At 63.3% G+C, this 15,278-nt stretch carries 16 protein-coding genes; 2 read left to right on the forward strand and 14 right to left on the reverse strand.

Features of this window, described 5'->3' with window-relative positions; translation table 11 throughout:
* Nucleotides 1–10: 10 nt before the first annotated feature.
* From AC1D0N_RS15155 to AC1D0N_RS15200, 10 genes are all read right to left on the reverse strand, one after another.
* Complete coding sequence (locus AC1D0N_RS15155; protein WP_477245183.1) at nt 11–1,750, reverse strand: relaxase/mobilization nuclease domain-containing protein; 1,740 nt, start codon at nt 1,748–1,750, stop codon at nt 11–13.
* Nucleotides 1,751–1,993: 243 nt separating this feature from the next.
* On the reverse strand, nt 1,994–2,764 hold the full coding sequence (locus AC1D0N_RS15160; protein ID WP_477245185.1) for a lytic transglycosylase domain-containing protein: 771 nt from the start codon (nt 2,762–2,764) through the stop codon (nt 1,994–1,996).
* 3 nt (nt 2,765–2,767) lie between these two features.
* Nucleotides 2,768–3,103 (reverse strand): DUF736 domain-containing protein, encoded by a 336-nt coding sequence (locus AC1D0N_RS15165; RefSeq protein WP_477245187.1) that lies wholly within the window; start codon nt 3,101–3,103, stop codon nt 2,768–2,770.
* A gap of 69 nt (nt 3,104–3,172) precedes the next feature.
* The gene (locus tag AC1D0N_RS15170; protein ID WP_477245189.1) at nt 3,173–3,718 is read right to left on the reverse strand and encodes a S26 family signal peptidase; all 546 of its coding nucleotides are present in this window, start codon (nt 3,716–3,718) and stop codon (nt 3,173–3,175) included.
* Complete coding sequence (locus AC1D0N_RS15175) at nt 3,715–4,233, reverse strand: DUF2840 domain-containing protein (RefSeq protein WP_477245901.1); 519 nt, start codon at nt 4,231–4,233, stop codon at nt 3,715–3,717. Before AC1D0N_RS15175 ends, AC1D0N_RS15170 begins: the two co-directional genes overlap by 4 nt.
* An 84-nt stretch (nt 4,234–4,317) precedes the next feature.
* On the reverse strand, nt 4,318–4,599 hold the full coding sequence (locus tag AC1D0N_RS15180; protein WP_477245191.1) for a helix-turn-helix transcriptional regulator: 282 nt from the start codon (nt 4,597–4,599) through the stop codon (nt 4,318–4,320).
* 112 nt (nt 4,600–4,711) lie between these two features.
* Complete coding sequence (locus AC1D0N_RS15185; protein WP_477245193.1) at nt 4,712–5,230, reverse strand: DUF2285 domain-containing protein; 519 nt, start codon at nt 5,228–5,230, stop codon at nt 4,712–4,714.
* Nucleotides 5,151–5,597 carry a transcriptional regulator domain-containing protein gene (locus AC1D0N_RS15190; protein ID WP_477245195.1) on the reverse strand — a complete coding sequence of 149 codons (447 nt, stop codon included), beginning with the start codon at nt 5,595–5,597 and terminating at the stop codon, nt 5,151–5,153. Before AC1D0N_RS15190 ends, AC1D0N_RS15185 begins: the two co-directional genes overlap by 80 nt.
* A 15-nt stretch (nt 5,598–5,612) precedes the next feature.
* Nucleotides 5,613–5,873, reverse strand: a complete 261-nt coding sequence (locus AC1D0N_RS15195; RefSeq protein WP_477245197.1) for a DNA -binding domain-containing protein — start codon at nt 5,871–5,873, stop codon at nt 5,613–5,615.
* A gap of 204 nt (nt 5,874–6,077) precedes the next feature.
* Complete coding sequence (locus AC1D0N_RS15200; protein ID WP_477245199.1) at nt 6,078–6,404, reverse strand: DUF736 domain-containing protein; 327 nt, start codon at nt 6,402–6,404, stop codon at nt 6,078–6,080.
* 729 nt (nt 6,405–7,133) lie between these two features.
* Here AC1D0N_RS15200 and AC1D0N_RS15205 point away from each other — a divergent pair.
* Nucleotides 7,134–7,484, forward strand: coding sequence for a type II toxin-antitoxin system RelE/ParE family toxin (locus AC1D0N_RS15205; protein ID WP_477245201.1), 351 nt, complete (start codon nt 7,134–7,136; stop codon nt 7,482–7,484).
* Nucleotides 7,485–7,487: 3 nt separating this feature from the next.
* Complete coding sequence (locus tag AC1D0N_RS15210; protein ID WP_477245203.1) at nt 7,488–7,889, forward strand: helix-turn-helix domain-containing protein; 402 nt, start codon at nt 7,488–7,490, stop codon at nt 7,887–7,889.
* 131 nt (nt 7,890–8,020) lie between these two features.
* On the opposite strand, the gene AC1D0N_RS15215 is transcribed toward AC1D0N_RS15210, so the two are convergent.
* The 4 genes from AC1D0N_RS15215 to AC1D0N_RS15230 form a co-directional block, all read right to left on the reverse strand.
* On the reverse strand, nt 8,021–8,188 hold the full coding sequence (locus AC1D0N_RS15215) for a hypothetical protein (protein ID WP_477245205.1): 168 nt from the start codon (nt 8,186–8,188) through the stop codon (nt 8,021–8,023).
* A 351-nt stretch (nt 8,189–8,539) separates the two neighbouring features.
* Nucleotides 8,540–9,469, reverse strand: coding sequence for a DUF2493 domain-containing protein (locus tag AC1D0N_RS15220; RefSeq protein WP_477245902.1), 930 nt, complete (start codon nt 9,467–9,469; stop codon nt 8,540–8,542).
* A gap of 359 nt (nt 9,470–9,828) precedes the next feature.
* Nucleotides 9,829–10,890: a DUF7146 domain-containing protein gene (locus AC1D0N_RS15225; RefSeq protein ID WP_477245207.1), complete on the reverse strand. Its 1,062-nt coding sequence runs from the start codon at nt 10,888–10,890 to the stop codon at nt 9,829–9,831.
* The gene (locus AC1D0N_RS15230; protein WP_477245209.1) at nt 10,890–15,179 is read right to left on the reverse strand and encodes a strawberry notch-like NTP hydrolase domain-containing protein; all 4,290 of its coding nucleotides are present in this window, start codon (nt 15,177–15,179) and stop codon (nt 10,890–10,892) included. Before AC1D0N_RS15230 ends, AC1D0N_RS15225 begins: the two co-directional genes overlap by 1 nt.
* Nucleotides 15,180–15,278: the final 99 nt, after the last annotated feature.

A 15,278-nucleotide genomic window follows, 5' to 3' on the forward strand; every position in this document is an offset into this window, starting at 1 on the left:
CATCTGGTTTTCAGAGGCCGAGCCCCTTCTTGCGGCCAAAACTCCAGTCGATGCCGCCATCGCCGCGCGCGACACCGGAGACGTGCTGGCCGAGATGCTTTTCCAGTGAGGGCGTCCAGGGGACGAGCTGGAAGCCGAGCCCTTCGTCGATCATGGCGAAACGGCCGGAGGCGAGTGACAAGCGCTGGCGATAGGCGCCGGCGACAAAGTCTCCGCCGGCGGCGCGCTTGAAGGGCTTACCAGTGTCGGCCGCGAGCCTGTCGCCAAGCGTCCCCAGTTCAGCCCGCCGCAGTGTATCGAGCAAGCTTCGGGTGAAGGTGATGCGTCTGCCTTGCCGCTCCGCGAGGCCCTGTTTGACCAGATGTTCGGCGCGCCGGTCGAGGGCGTCGCGAACCTCGGCGCCGAAGCCGGTCTCGGCCAAGGCAGCCGGTTCGCGCGCGATTGCCTGACGGTCGAGCCAGGTCGCACCCGATGCCGTAATCTGCTGATCCACAGCAAGGTCGGAGCGCACGGCAAGTGCGGCCCGGCCTTGACCGAGCGCATCATCGAATTTTCGCAGCTCGACGATCGATCCCGGTGCGCTGTCGCCAGCCGCCTCAAGACCGGAGAGCTTGATGTGATGGGTGCGTCCGTCGACGCCGTCGACCACGGCATAGGCCGTGCCGATCAGTTCGTCATCGAGCCCACGATCGACCAGCCGGCCGATAACCGGCGTTTCCAGGCTCTCCGCAGCCAGGACATAGTTGGCTGAGCCACGCTCGATGCCAGCCGCACTCATGGCCCGGTGGATGCGCTTGATGATGTCGCCGCGCTCGCCAAGCTCGCGCAGTGTTGCTTCGGCCCGCTCGTCGATTGCCCATTGGCCAGGCCCGGCCTGTTGGGCAAGACCAAGGGTCTCGAGCTTGCGCAGTCGGCCGAGTTTCAGAGCGTGATACTCGTCCGGTTGCCCTAGGCGAGATGGCGCGAGATCGATTATCCCGCTGTCACGGCTGTCGCGAAGCAACTGACGATCGAGTTGCGTCCACCGCTCGGACTGGATCTGGCTTTCGAGTGTGTGGCGGATATCGAGATCGGTGCGCGGACCCAGTTCCTGGGTAACCAGATCGCGTGCCCGGTCGCGCATACCTTCCTTGATGTAGTCGCGCGCGATAACCAGATCCTGGCCGTCTTCGCGAACCCCGCGCACGATCAGGTGAATGTGGGGATGCCCGGTGTTCCAGTGACCGACCGCCACCCAGTCGAGCCGGGTGTCGAGGTCCTTCTGCATCTGTCCAACCAGATCGCGGGTGAAGGCGTTGAGGTCCGCCATCTCGAGAGCGTCGTCCGGCGAGACGATGAAACGGAAATGGTGACGATCGTCCTTGGCGCGCGCGGCGAAGTCCGCGCCATCGGCGATCTCCGTCCCCGGCCCGAACAGCTGCCCCTTCTCCCCGTCCCGACTGACACCCTCGCGGCGCAGATAGTTGAGGTGGGTGCCAAGTGGAGCGGCGCGCACGGAGTGACGGACGACTCGCGCCTTGACGACGGCGCCGCGCGACCGCGAGGTGATGAGGCGGTTGGCCTGGATGCTGGCGCGCTGACCATGGCCAAAGCGGGAGCGGCTTGCCTGTACAATCCGGCCTGAGCGCGAAATACCGCCGCCGGCCTTTTTCGCCGCGGCCAACACCTGCGCGATGAAGGGCCTGGCCTGCTGGGCGCGCGTGGAGCGGATGCGCCCGGGTCGAATGCGAAACTCGCGCTCATCAGCCATGGCGCGGCACCGCAATGTGGGAAAAGAAAAACGAATACAATATCTTGGTTGCTTCATGCACATTGCGCCAGTGGCCGGCAATGTGCGGAACGCGCCAGAAAATCAAGCAAGAACAACCACCCGACCGCCGCGCAATGTGCGCCCTTTTATCCTGCCATCCTTCGGTCGTGTTCCCGGCCTCCATCCCCTGCGCACGCCATGGCACGCAAGATCCCGCAATCACCCTAAACGTGCTGAACCGGCTCATGGCTCGGTCTCGTCGCTTGCTTTCGCCACGAACAGGCCGCTCGACCGAGGTTTAACGTCGGACAGTTCGCGTCCAGCCCGCGCGCCTGAAGCGTCATCGCGCGAGTGTTCGACCGCCCTCGGATCGGCGGCAGGCTTGCCGACCGATCGCGCGATGAAGAGCGGCGCTTTGCGCCAGCCAGGGGATGCAGGGAGTGGCGGGCTGCCGGTTCTCGTCGTGCCGCCGCTGCTGATGGCGGATGCAACGGCGGTAACGTAGGCGCGGGTTTCCCGCGGCAGCCGGCGCCCCCGCAGGGACGCCTCATAGCGCGCGGGACCCGCATTATAGGCCGCGATCCAGCCTGGCGATCCGAACCGGTCCAACAGCTCGCGAATATAGGCCGAGCCCGCGATGATGTTGTCGTGCGGATCATACGGGTCGCTGCCGAGCCGATAGCGGGCGCGCAGTTCGAACCAGGTTTTCGGCATAATCTGCATCAGGCCCATGGCGCCTTTTCTCGAGATGGCGTGTCGATCGCCGGCGCTCTCGGCGCTAAGAACGGCACGGATCCAGGCAGGAGGAAGGTGGAAACGCCTCGCCGCCTCCGCAATGTGGATCTCGTAGTTGCGCGCCGACGGCGTGAAGGTCGTCGGGGTCTGCGCCAGCGCAAACGCGGGAACGATGCAGAAGACGCACAGCCCGGCGAGCCGAACGAACGCTTTGCTTCGATCAACGCCAAGCCATGCGAGCGGCACCAGATGGATCATCGACCGACGGCGCGCGGACATCGGTCAATCCTTCTCGGTACGGTCGCGCGGACGCGACCACTGCAGCGACCAGGACTTCTTGTCGTCGCCGCTCTGGAACAGATTGGCGCGGATCGGCTGTGTGAAGGTCGGGTCGTCTATCTGGAGCGACACGAACTCGCCGGCCTTTTCACCGGAGCGTTTCCACCCGGCGCCGATCGCAGGCCCGTCTTCGCTGCCAGCGTGCACGCGATAATCAGGCGCGTTCTCCGCATCGCTTGCATCGGCTTCGACGATCGCGACATCGAGCTCGAGGCTCAGTGTCCTGATGCGCCCAAAATAGCCGGTCTGATTGCGCATGAATTGTCCGATCTGTGGCATGTCCTGTCTCCTTTCGCAGTTGATCGGCGGTGATGTCGGGACGGCCCGAGAAGGGCCGCCGCGGCGCGCTCACCGCGCTCGCGCGCGCCATTCAAAGCGGCCGTCGCCTTGCTCATCGGTCCACAGCGGGACAGCGCGGCCGATAATCCGGTCGGTCGAGATGAGGCCGAAGTAACGACCGTCGAGGCTTTCCCGGACCGACCTGTTCATCAGGAACACAGTGCCGACTGGGATGGGTCGACAGCCCTGCCAATGCGGCAATTCGCGGCCGGCGTGATCGCGCTCAAGGGCTGTGCCGACCTCGACGCCATCGACGGCAATGCGCAGGCCTTCTCGGCAAACGGTCTGACCGGACAACGCCAGAATGCGCTTCAGCAACAGCACGCCCTTTGGCAGATAGGCGCGATCAGCAAGGAACGTTGCCAGCGGCTCGGGCGGCCTCGCGGCGACGAGATCGCCTGCCGAAAACACACGGTCGCTGTTGATACGGTAGAAGCCGATCGGCACGCTGGCCGACGCATTCCAGACAAGCTTCGAAGGCAAGGCCGTGAGACTTGGGAGCAGCACAGCCGTGCTGGCCAGTGCCATCGCGAGGAGAATTACGGATCTCCTCATGGCTGGACCCGCTGCCGCAGCACAAAGGCGCGATGCAGATCGTTCGTATAGGGACGAGGCTCCTGGGCTGCAGTCATCCGGTGGTGGACGTGGCGCCAATGAGCCGGCGAGACGACTGCGGGATCGATGCCAAGACGCTCAACGGCGTCGATCGTTTGCAAGACCCGCTCGACATTTTGCCAGCCCTGCATCGTGAGCAGGATGTCGCCACCCGGCCGCACGAAGGGCAGTGTCTGATAGGCTTGTCCCGAGGTGACAGCGCGCACGATATCGAGACGCGCGATGATCGTGCCGAAATCGTTCGCGGCCCAACGCACGAAGGCAAAGGCGGCGCCGGGCCGAAACCAAACGACGCGGCGGCGGCGATCAAGAACCTCCTCTCGATCGACCGGACCGAAGCGAATCCAGAACTCGATCTTCTTCGCCACCCATGTCAGCTCGACACGGGTCAGGTCATTGTTCTGCAGCGCTGGGTGCGCTGAACTACCCGGACGCAAGTCCCCGGTATTGGTCATCGTCTGTCTCCTGATTTGCGCACCCAAGCTGACCGGCGGGGCAAACGGCGGCACGGCGGGATGTCGCCGCGGCCTTTGCGAAGGTCAGCGCCCATGCCGTCCAGTCTGGACTGAAGGCGCGACCAGATGGCGCTTTGCGGGAAGCACGGAGCCACGGGGATCGGTGGTCGAGGTTACGGTCCCGCGCTCGGCCCAGGCCTGCAATTCGTCAATGGCGTAAACGACACGACCGCCGAGTTTCCGGTAGGTAGGGCCTGTGCCGTAGGTGCGATGCTTCTCAAGCGTCCGCGATGACAGGCTGAGGAACTCGGCGGCTTCCTTGGTGCGAAGAAAGCGCGGCGGCAGAACGGCGAGATCTGGTTGCATATATCGGGCCTCCGTGGAGCTTAAGGGAGCCGCTGGCGTTCGGCGGCGAACAGCGATCACGGTGGCGGAAAGGCGGCTTCGCAGAGGATGAGGAAGATTGAGGGGCGTGATATCACCACCCCGGGCGCGGGGAACGCGTGCGGTGGCGCAGCAGGTGCAGATAGCCACCGCCGATCATCGCGGCTCCGCCCTTGACGAGACCAATGACGGTGGCGCGCAGGGACGAGGTTTTCCACGGAGCGGCGCCAACACGCGCTGTCCCGTAAAAGGCGGTGGCGATTTCGCGGTAGCTCGCGCCATTGGTGCGGCCATCGGTGGCCCGCATCATCAGCCGCAAGCGACGGCGCTGCTGCGTCGTCATTCGCGTGTCGCGCGGCACCGGCCGTTTGTGATAGCCGCGCCAGAAACGCACGAGAGCCTCGATCCGACCGAGCGTTTGGGAATCCAGCGGGATCAGTGCCGCGACAGGACCTTCCGTTTCGCTGCCGGGATGGAGGAGAAGCTGTGCAGCGATCCCATTTCCATGGATGGCATGAGAACCCTCCGCACTCTCATGATGCGGCCCGAGTCCAACGAACGCTGCAGAAGGCTCGATGGACAAGAAATCCGGCGACGACACGAGAGCCAGCACCGCCGGATCGACAAGAGGCGACCAGAGTACGTCTTGCGATAAAGCGGACAAATCGGGTCGGGCCGGGAAATCGCAACCCCCAGAGTTGCTGGGCGTCTCTTGGCAGGGGATCCCTTTCAGTTCCCGAACGAACGAGCGCCAGAAAGTGCCGGTGATAAGAATTTGAGCGGCGCAAGCATTCCCAGGCCAGCCCTTCGACTGTTAGGCTGTCAAAGAACTCGTAGCTGTCGTTGTCCCGCCAACGCGACGTGTTCGGCTTCATCGGGCAGCTCCTCACGAACGGTAAGTCGTGCTCGAATCGATTCCGGCTTCTGGCGATTGGCGGAAGGCCTTGACGAGGCATTGCATGATGCCTTTTCGGCATCATGAGGGAGAATGTTGGCTAGGTGTCAGTCTGGCGCAGAAGATGGCGGTAGCCGGTGCGCGTCATCCAGCGGGCCCGCGCCAGATGGCTATCGTGGACGTGTCGAGCGCGCTCGGGCTCCTTTGTCGGATCAATGCCAAAGAGGACCTTGACCACCTCGCGCCAATCGGCGCCATCGGCGTCGGCGTCGAACAGGCGCATGTAGAGCTTGACGTGGCTTCGATCATAGTCGGTGAGGTCGTCCCCAGCCGGTGCGGTGTCGTCAAATGGCTCAATCATCGGCTGCCCTCACCCGTGAAAGACGAGACGTAAAGCATAAATCTTACAGGCGGAATGGTGCCGGCGGAGGGGGTGCTCGAAGCATTGCGCGATGCCGTCTCGGCATCGTGCCGCCGGCTCGATCGATGCCGGAAAATGCCGATCGGCCGGCTTGATCACACAGAACCCCGCCCGAATGGATCGGGCGGGGCTTGGCCGGTACTCTTATTCAGCGTTGCGGCGGCTCGGGCGAGACCAGATCAGGCTGTAGCCCTCGCCGTCTTCGTCATCAAAGAGGTTGGCGAAGATCGGGGCGGTGAAACTCGGATCGTCGAGCTTGAGACCCAGGTAGTTGCGGCCTTCGTTGGACTGCTTGGCCCAGGCGGCGCCGATCTCTGCTCGGCCGACGAAGACCCGGTGGCTGGGAGCGTTCTCGCCGTTGGCTCGGGTTTCGGGAACGATGCGAACGCCGCGGGCCTGGACGCTGAGTGTGACGATTTCGCCAGTGAATTCCTCGTTGCCGGATTTCTTGAAGGTGCCGATGGTAGCCATGATAGTTCTCCTTGATCCAGTTTGTTTCGAGCCGCACCATTGCGGTCTCGATGGTGGTCGAAAGGTCGGAGGCGATCGTCGGCGCACCCATGGGCCGAAGCGAAGCGGAGGACGGCGCGGGAGCGACTTTGTTGTGCCGGGAGGAATGACGGCGCAGCCGGCAGGGGAAGAAAGTCGCGAAGCGCCGTTGCTTCACAAGCGATCGAGGCGAAGCCGTCCTTCAGACCAGAAACACCAATCGATGAGACCGCTTCGGTGTGCTCGCCGCGACAGGAATGGATCAACGAGAACGTGGCAGCCCGCAGCCTGTCTTGTCCGACGACGTTTCACGGGTCGAGCGAGATCCTGCTCCGTCTCCGGCTGGCATTGTCGCATTGCCGAACTCGCGCTGGGTGGACCTGCCAGGCGTTTGACTGACTTCAGGCGTGAGTTGCTGATGTCGGCGGTCGGTGTTGGCTCCAACCACGCCGGGCACTGATCCAAGCTCAATCGCGGGCCACCGCCGACTTTGCCGCCTTGACGATGATGGCTGCAGGATTGTCGCTGTCCTGTCTCGCGGTGTTTTCGAGGTGGAATTTAACACCCGAAACCTGTCACAAGCTCAGCATTCCTCCTGCCCGGGTTTGAAGACCATTTGAAAGCGACCGAAGAACGAGGCATGGATCCGGGCACCGACGGGTCCGAAAATATCAGATTGACGCTATATCAGTTTGGGCCTATATTTCGCCCATGCCGTGGACGGTTCTTGAGCATCCGGATTTTCTCAAAGAGCGCGAAGGCCTTGATGAGGCCGTCTCGGACAAGCTCGACGAGGTGATGCTTGTTCTGGCGGAAATAGGCCCCCAACTCGGGAGGCCGCTCGTGGATACCTTGAAGGGTTCCAAGCACAAGAACATGAAAGAAATCCGGATCGCAGTGAAGGGCGCCTGGCGCTTCGCCTTTGCGTTCGATGAGGATCGTCAAGCTGTCGTGCTGTGCGGCTGGAACAAAGAAGGCAAGTCGGAGCGCAAGTTTTACAAAGAGCTCATCGCTACCGCCGATGGCCGGTTTGATGAGTGGCTTGAGGCAGAAGAGGAATAGGCTATGGCAAAGCGATCAGATTTTCGACCGGCGCGCGAACGCATTGACGCTCTACCCGCAGAGCGTCGGGCCAGGATCGAGAAGGGTGCTGCCGAAATTCTCAAGGCTGTACACCTTTCCGAGATTCGAAAGGCAATGTCGGTGACGCAAACCACGGTGGCCGCGAGAACCGGGCTGAAGCAAGCCGAGGTCTCGCGCATCGAAAAGTCACCTGCTTCGGTCCAGCTCAAGACCATGGAGCGCTATGTGAGGGGGCTTGGTGGGGCAATGAAAATTGTGGCCGAGTTTCCCGATGGAACATATGCGGAAATCCCGCTCAGCCATGGCAAGCCCGTCCGGTCAAAAGTCACGACAGAAACGAAAGAGGCCGAGGCCAACTATCCGGAATCACGCTTAAGCGCCTAGCTGGATTACCGGGCGCTACTTGCCTCGGGCCACCACATCCTTGGGCGACGATGCGACCAAAGCAGCGCAATGAGCACGAGGCGCGTCGTGAGCTCGACGCGCCTCGCTGGGCGCTGACATCCTGCTTCAGTTCATTCGGAGTAGGGGTCCATTTCAGCGACGATATCGCAAGCGTCTCCATCATACTCGTCTGCCGGCACGACGGCGACGGTGCCGTCACCCGCTCGGAAAATGACGATGCTGACCATCAGGCTGGTGGCGAGGCTGAAGGCGAAGGCGTTTGCTTCTGCGAGGGACATCTTTCCGGCTCCTGTTTGGAAGCGGGGACCATCCCCGCGTGACAGGCGCCCGATGTGTCCGGCCGAGGCCGCAATCACCGTGGAGGCGAAGCCGAAACGGCGGCACGCTTTGCGTAGTCCGACCCTTCATGGGTTGATGGCATCAGGGCTTTGGACCGGACCAAGGAGATGCGCCGATAAACGCGGTGATGGGCAGTGCTTTTCAATTTCAGAAGCCGATGAAGCCTCAAGCTTGACGCCCGGCCTTCGCCTTCATCGCAAACCCGCCAAGAGGTGGCTGGTCAGACTCCGTTCGGGGCGAACACCCGCAGACGCGTGTGGCATGGTGTGGCGCTGGCCTGGTCCGGCCCGTCATGCGGCGCCGAACTTCATGACTGGAATGCCAAGCTTGCGGGCTTTGTCGGCGAGGTTGTCCTGAATGCCTGTGCCAGGAAAATGAATGATGCCAATCGGCAGTGTGTCGAGCATTGCATCGTTGCGCTTGAAAGGAGCGGCCTTGGCGTGTCTGGTCCAATCAGGCTTAAAGGCAATCTGCGGCACCTTGCGATGGTGAGCCCATTTGGCCGCGATCAATTCGGCTCCCTTCGGTGATCCACCGTGGAGGAGAACCATGTCCGGGTGCTTGGCATGGACCTGGTCAAGCTTGGCCCAGATCAGGCGATGGTCATTGAAGTCGAATCCGCCAGTGAACGCGACCTTTGGCCCGGCGGGCAGAAGTGCGTGGCTATCGGCGCGCTTCTTGGCGGCAAGGAAATCGCGACTGTCGATCATTGCCGCGGTGAGATTGCGGTGGTTGACGACGGAGCCCGAACGCGGTCGCCAGATCGAATGCGTGTGATGCTCGAAATGCTCGCCGGCCTGGTCGCGCATCAGTTCGAAGGCACCGCGGCGTTCGAGCAGCGTCTGACCTTGCGCGGTGAGCCGTTCGAGTTCAACGGACTTGACCTCAGACCCATCCTGTTCGCGCTGCAGACGCTGCTGCGAGACTTCATTTTCGTCGAGCTCGCGCTCGATCCGATGGCATGCGCGATGGAAGAGGTTGACTGTAGCCCACAGCAGTTCCTCGAGATCGGGTTCGAGGCGTGTGTCGACCATCGCCACCACGAGCGCGTCGAAGATGTCGGCGATGCTGGCTGCGATGACATGGCCTTCGGGAAGCGGACGCGGATCGGGTTCGTCTTCGAAAGGACGGTAGCCGTAGAGCTGGAGTTCCTGGAGGACGTGATCGGTCGGAGATGATGCGGGTTGCGCTTCGAAGTGGGTATCGTCCGGGTCGCTCATGATCGTTTCCTTCGGCGGATCGGCCGCGCCCATCGCGGCCTTCATGGCGACGAAGGCAGCGGGAGGTCCGGACTTGCACCCGCAGCGCCAGCGCAGGGCCGAAACGGAAGTGGAGGATGGCGAGCCCGGCTATTTTGTTTCGCGATGGAAAGGCCTGAAGCCGGGGTCCCCACGCGGCTTGCCGCGTGGGGTGGATAGGCCGCCGGAAAATAGCCGGGGCGCAGCCATTGCAGGGTTCGGAACGCCCGCTGCCCGATCGCCCTCTGGAAGGCCGTGGGCCGGCCCGCCCCCAGGCGAAGGAACGCGATATGCGCCTGACATCTGACAGCGACCTGCCGCCATCACGTCCCTCCTTCCGGTCAGGCCGCGAAGAACATGAAACGTGTGACGTCCTGCGGTGCGATCTGAGCCCGCAAGGACGCTCTGACCGCGTCCAGACCGAGCAGACGCAAATCCTCGTTGAAGTCGCCGAGCAGCGGCGTCAGCACAATCGATTCGATCCCGGCCGAGCTGGCGCGCTCGATGAGGGTCGTCATTGCCCCATCCCCTGCCGGATCGTTGTCGCGAGCGATGTAGAGCCGCCGCAGTGTGTCAGGAAACAGGATGGCCGACAGATGTGCAGCCGACAGGGCTGCGATGACCGGCAACGAGGGCAGTGCTGAACGTTGCGACAGCATGGTCTCGATGCCTTCACCGGCCGCGATCACGTCACAGCCGACGCCAAAGCGGACCGCGTGCCCGAGCAGTTCGCCCATGGCACGCCTCGGCGTGTCGATCGGAGCTCGGCCAAGATGGGCTTCGCTGGAGCCGCCCGGATCAAGCCAGGTGCGGTGTGCACCGGTGAGCTTGCCTTTGAGGTCTGTCACAGCCGCGATCATTGCGGGCCAGGTCTCGGTCGGCCCGCCCTCGTCGGGGCGGTAGTAGCAGCGCGGATGAAAGCGAAGACTGGCCGTTTCGTGCAAGTCTGTAATGCCGCGTGCGCGCAAGTATGTCTCGACAGACGTGCCTGAGATCGGCTGCGACATGGAGACCAGGCGCCTGGCCGCTTCGGCAGAGCCGAAAGCAGCGGAAGCCGACCGTCGTCGCTGTTCCGTTTTATCGGTAATTGGCTGGGGCATGGACAAAAAGCTGCGCGCCTCATCGGCGACCTCCTTGAAGCCCGCCGCGCCAAGAAACGCCATGATGACATCGAGCAGATCGCCGTGCTCGCCGGTGGCGGCGTCGGTCCACTTGCCTGCCGCGCCTTTGCCGGTATCCGTACCCTCAAGGCGGACAAACATTGACCGCCCAGGCGAATTGCGAACATCGCCAACCAGCCAATACCGGCCCTGGCGTTGACCATTGGAAAGATAGCGGCGGCAGACCGCTTCGGCCTGTCCGGCAAGGCGGGATGCCAGGTCGGAAGCATTGTGAGGGAGCATCAGACGGCCTCCCTCTCACTGACGCGCTGCACAGGATAGCGCTCAAGGACCTTGGCAAGCACCGCAGGTCCCGTCGCGTCGATGGGAACGAACATGCGCAGTTTCCACGATATGATCTCGTGGAACAGCCCGTCCGCCGAGAGCCGCTCGCGCATGGTATCGGTGAAGCCCGAAAGCTCGATGCGATTGGCGCCCATGACGCGGACGCGGCGCAGATGAAGGCCCTCAGCGAGGTCGAGGGTCGTGCGGCCATCCATCAACGCGTTGAAGGCATCCTGCGCGGTCAACGTGTTCAAGCCAATTGCGAGTGCGCTGGCGACCCATGCCGCCGAAACCCTGCGACCGATGATGCGCTGGCCGTCATCGGTCTGAAGGCGATAGACGCGACTCGATTCGTTGGGCAGCCGTTTCCAGATCGGCAGCAGCAAGCCCGCGACGATGTGGATGGTCGAATCGAAGAACGCGGGGATGCCGGCAACCTCGGCGCTCCACGCCGCCTCGAAAGCGTCGCGATCCGCCTTGTCCCAGTGGCTCTCCTCCATCATGCGCAGTGAGGCATGATGTTGCTCCATTGGCCGGATCAGGCGGACCCGTCGCTCGATCTCGCCGTCGTCGAGCATCAATGAGGGTGCCGGAAGTTGCACGGCGGCACGGCCTGACCGTTCATTGATGAGGAGAACGGCATGTGGCTCGTCGAGATGGGCGACAGCCTCCTCGGCTGACATGGGTCGATTGCGCTGGCGCTGCGCGATGGTGAGGAGCTGCGTCTCGGCGCCGGTGCCCGGATGGGTGTAGATCGTGCGCCGCTCGGTGATGACGAAGCTCTCCGCCCGCATCGTTTCCAGCCCGATGTCATAGACGCCAGCCGCGATGGCGCCTTCCACCTTAGCCGTAAGCAACTGCTCGAAGACCGCGAACAGAATGTCCTGCAGGTCGATGGTGAGTGCCAGTAGGCGATTGAGGAATGTGGTGATCGGCGGCAGCTCATCCTTGATGCCGCTATCGTCCATCAGCTTCAGCCCGGTCATCTCCTCGAACCGCTGCAGCGAGCACCCCTCGACCTTGCCGCGGGCGACCAGCAGATAGAGCTGGCGCAAGGCAGCGCGCGCATAGTGCGATTCCAGATTGTCCTCTGGCCGGAACAAGCCATGCCCACCGGTCTGGCGCTGCCCGCGCGTGATCGCGCCCAGCGTGTCAAGGCGGCGGGCGATGGTGGAAAGGAAACGCTTCTCCGCTTTCACATTTGTCGCGATCGGCCGAAACAGCGGCGGCTGGGCCTGATTGGTCCGGTGCGTGCGGCCGAGGCCCTGGATGGCAGTATCGGCCTTCCAACCGGGCTCGAGCAGATAGTGGACGCGTAACCGCGTGTTCCGCGCCGACAGTTCGGCGTGGTAGCTGCGTCCCGTCCCGCCGGCGTCGCTAAAGACGAGAACACGTTTCACATCATCCATGAACGCTTGCGTCTCGGCGAGATTTGCAGAGGCCGCGCGGCTCTCGACCATCAATCGGTCTCCCTTCCGCACAATGCGCCGCGACCGCCCCGTCACCTCCGCGACTGTTTCCGTACCGAAGCGCTGGACGATCTGGTCAAGCGCACCGGGGACCGGCGGCAGGCTGGCAAGCCTCTCGATCAGGGCAGTGCGTCGCGCGACCGCCTCGCGGCTCTCGACGGGCTGCCCGTCACGATAGACGGGCCTAGACGACAGGTTGCCCTCGGAATCCGTGAAGGGCTCATAGAGCTGGACCGGGAAGGAATGGGTGAGGTAGTCGAGCACATATTCACGCGGTGTGATGTCGACGCGGATATCGTTCCATTCCTGCGTCGGTATCTCGGCCAGCCGCCGCTCCATCAGCGCTTCGCCTGTGGAAACGATCTGGATGACCGCGCAATGACCGGCCTCGAGATCCTGCTCGATCGAGCCGATCAGCGTCGGCGTCTTCATCGATGTCAGCAGGTGACCAAAGAAACGCTGCTTGGCGCTCTCGAAGGCAGAGCGCGCGGCTGACTTGGCCTGGCGGTTCAGTGTGCCGCTGTCGCCAGTGATGTTGGCGGCCTGCATGGCTGCGTCGAGATTGTTGTGAATGACGGCGAAGGCGCCGGCATAGGCATCGTAAATGCGCCGCTGCTCGGGCGTCAGCTCGTGCTCGAGAAGTTCATACTCGACGCCGTCGAAGGAGAGCGAACGAGCTGTATAAAGTCCGAGTGCCCGCAGATCACGGGCGAGCACCTCCATGGCTGCCACGCCACCCGCCTCTATCGCCTCGACGAACTCCGCCCGGGTCGAGAACGGAAAATCTTCGCCACCCCACAGACCGAGCCGTTGCGCGTAGGCCAGATTGCCGACCGTGGTCGCGCCGGTCGCGGAGACATACACGACACGCGCGCTCGGCAATGCGTGCTGTAGACGCAGGCCGGCGCGGCCCTGCTGCGAGGGCGCGACATCCCCGCGTTCTCCCTTGCCGCCGCCGGCGTTCTGCATCGCGTGCGCCTCGTCGAAAATGACCACACCATCGAAATCGAGGCCCAACCATTCGACGATTTGCTTGACCCGCGAAACCTTCTCGCCTCGGTCGTCGGAACGCAGCGTGGCGTAGGTTGTAAACAGGATGCCTTCCGCCAGAGTGATGGGACGGCCTTGCGGGAAGCGCGACAGTGGAGTGACCAGCAGACGCTCCATTCCAACCGCCGACCAGTCGCGCTGAGCATCCTCAAGCAGCTTGTCCGACTTGGAGATCCACACGGCCTTGCGGCGGCCTTGCAGCCAGTTGTCGAGGACGATACTGGCCGACTCTCGGCCCTTGCCGACGCCCGTGCCATCCCCGATGAAAAACCCGCGTCGGAAGCGCACGGCCCCTTCCGCATCATCGGCTGCTGCTTTGATGATATCGAACGTATCGTCGACCAACCACGATCCGGCGAGAAAGCCCGAATGGGCCTCCCCGGCGAGGATCAGCGTTTCGAGCTGCGCGTCGGAGAGTGACGTCAGGATGTCGCCGCGAGGCGTTGGTCGATAGCTGGGCTTTGGCGGCGCGACGGAGGCCATGGCGGCGGATTGGACAAGCGTCGTTGGGTGCGCCTGGGAGCCTGGAATGCGGATCGTCTGCAAGCTGTATGGCTCATAGATCGTGTCAGTCAGCCGCACTCTCTCGTCGGCTGCCCAGCCGATCGTTTCATACGAGAGTTCAACGCCTGCCGGTTCGGAAGGCGCCGGCCGAGCAGGCGTTGCGATAGAGCGATCGAGATAGCCGCGCACAGAGCGCGGTATCGCGACAATGGGAGCGACTTGAACCGTGTCGGCGACCGGCAGCCTTGTCGGAAGATGCTCTTCTATCCAGCCGAGCAGCGTTGCGACGTCCGGGGCAAGACCGGGAGAGACCGGAAAGACAGAAGGATCATTGGCCGCCAGCTTGTCGATGACTGTCAGGCGCGTCGCGATCGTCGTGCCATGCCTGGCGTAGACAGATCCCTCGATAGCCGCAGTGAAGACGACGCGGCCATGCCCCTGCAGACGGATGAAAGCGTCACGCCAGGCGGGCGCTTCCGGTCCAAAGTTTGCGCCGCTGATCGTGACCAGCCGACCGCCGTCGGCAACGCGGGCGAGCGCCGAGGCGATGTGGCGACAGGCTGCGTCGGAGACACGACCATGCACATTGGCGAGCACGGAAAACGGCGGATTCATGAGCACAACGGTCGGCATGATCGCCGGATCGAGATGGTCATCGATCTGTGCAGCGTCGAACCGGGTCACCGCGCGCGCCGGAAAGAGGGTGGACAGCAGGCCGGCGCGGACCTCGGCAAGTTCGTTGAGGACGAGCGAGCCGCCGGCGATCTCGGCGAGAATGGCGAGCAGGCCGGTGCCGGCGGATGGCTCTAGAACGCGATCGACGGGGGTGATGGCCGCCGCGGCGACTGCGGCGAGGCCCAACGGGATCGGCGTCGAGAACTGCTGCAACGCCTGACTTTCCACGGAGCGGCGCGTCTGCGTGGGCAGTAGGCCGGCGATCCTACCAAAAAGCGGCAAGGCGTGTGCCGACGATCCGGCTTTGCGCAGAAGTGATTTTCCGTATTTGCGCAGGAAGAGGACGGTTGCCGCCTCGCATGCATCATAGGCGGTCTTCCAATCCCAGGCGCCGCTCGCGTCGGACGCGCCGAACGAGGCTTCCATCGCTGCGCGCAGAAGCGCTATGTCGATGCGTTGGCCCCGTTCGAGATGGGGAAGCAAAAGCAGGGCTGCCGCGTGGATTGCCGCAGCTGGGTCGGCGGTGGCTGTCGGAAACGAAACGTTCATCGGGAAGGTCCTCGGGAGAGCAACATGGGAAAGCCCTTCCGACGCTCTCTCTGACCGGACGGGCTCAAACCCGTCGCGGCCGACCTCTCCCTCTGACCA

This window comes from Mesorhizobium sp. P2_E10, from assembly GCF_056404235.1.

Coding starts and splice junctions, on each gene's coding strand:
- AC1D0N_RS15155 (WP_477245183.1), bottom strand. CDS start 1,750: ATGGCTGATGAGCGCGAGTTTCGCATTCGACCCGGGCGCATCCGCTCC.
- AC1D0N_RS15160 (WP_477245185.1), bottom strand. CDS start 2,764: ATGTCCGCGCGCCGTCGGTCGATGATCCATCTGGTGCCGCTCGCATGG.
- AC1D0N_RS15165 (WP_477245187.1), bottom strand. CDS start 3,103: ATGCCACAGATCGGACAATTCATGCGCAATCAGACCGGCTATTTTGGG.
- AC1D0N_RS15170 (WP_477245189.1), bottom strand. CDS start 3,718: ATGAGGAGATCCGTAATTCTCCTCGCGATGGCACTGGCCAGCACGGCT.
- AC1D0N_RS15175 (WP_477245901.1), bottom strand. CDS start 4,233: ATGACCAATACCGGGGACTTGCGTCCGGGTAGTTCAGCGCACCCAGCG.
- AC1D0N_RS15180 (WP_477245191.1), bottom strand. CDS start 4,599: ATGCAACCAGATCTCGCCGTTCTGCCGCCGCGCTTTCTTCGCACCAAG.
- AC1D0N_RS15190 (WP_477245195.1), bottom strand. CDS start 5,597: ATGATGCCGAAAAGGCATCATGCAATGCCTCGTCAAGGCCTTCCGCCA.
- AC1D0N_RS15195 (WP_477245197.1), bottom strand. CDS start 5,873: ATGATTGAGCCATTTGACGACACCGCACCGGCTGGGGACGACCTCACC.
- AC1D0N_RS15200 (WP_477245199.1), bottom strand. CDS start 6,404: ATGGCTACCATCGGCACCTTCAAGAAATCCGGCAACGAGGAATTCACT.
- AC1D0N_RS15205 (WP_477245201.1), top strand. CDS start 7,134: ATGCCGTGGACGGTTCTTGAGCATCCGGATTTTCTCAAAGAGCGCGAA.
- AC1D0N_RS15210 (WP_477245203.1), top strand. CDS start 7,488: ATGGCAAAGCGATCAGATTTTCGACCGGCGCGCGAACGCATTGACGCT.
- AC1D0N_RS15215 (WP_477245205.1), bottom strand. CDS start 8,188: ATGTCCCTCGCAGAAGCAAACGCCTTCGCCTTCAGCCTCGCCACCAGC.
- AC1D0N_RS15220 (WP_477245902.1), bottom strand. CDS start 9,469: ATGAGCGACCCGGACGATACCCACTTCGAAGCGCAACCCGCATCATCT.
- AC1D0N_RS15225 (WP_477245207.1), bottom strand. CDS start 10,890: ATGCTCCCTCACAATGCTTCCGACCTGGCATCCCGCCTTGCCGGACAG.
- AC1D0N_RS15230 (WP_477245209.1), bottom strand. CDS start 15,179: ATGAACGTTTCGTTTCCGACAGCCACCGCCGACCCAGCTGCGGCAATC.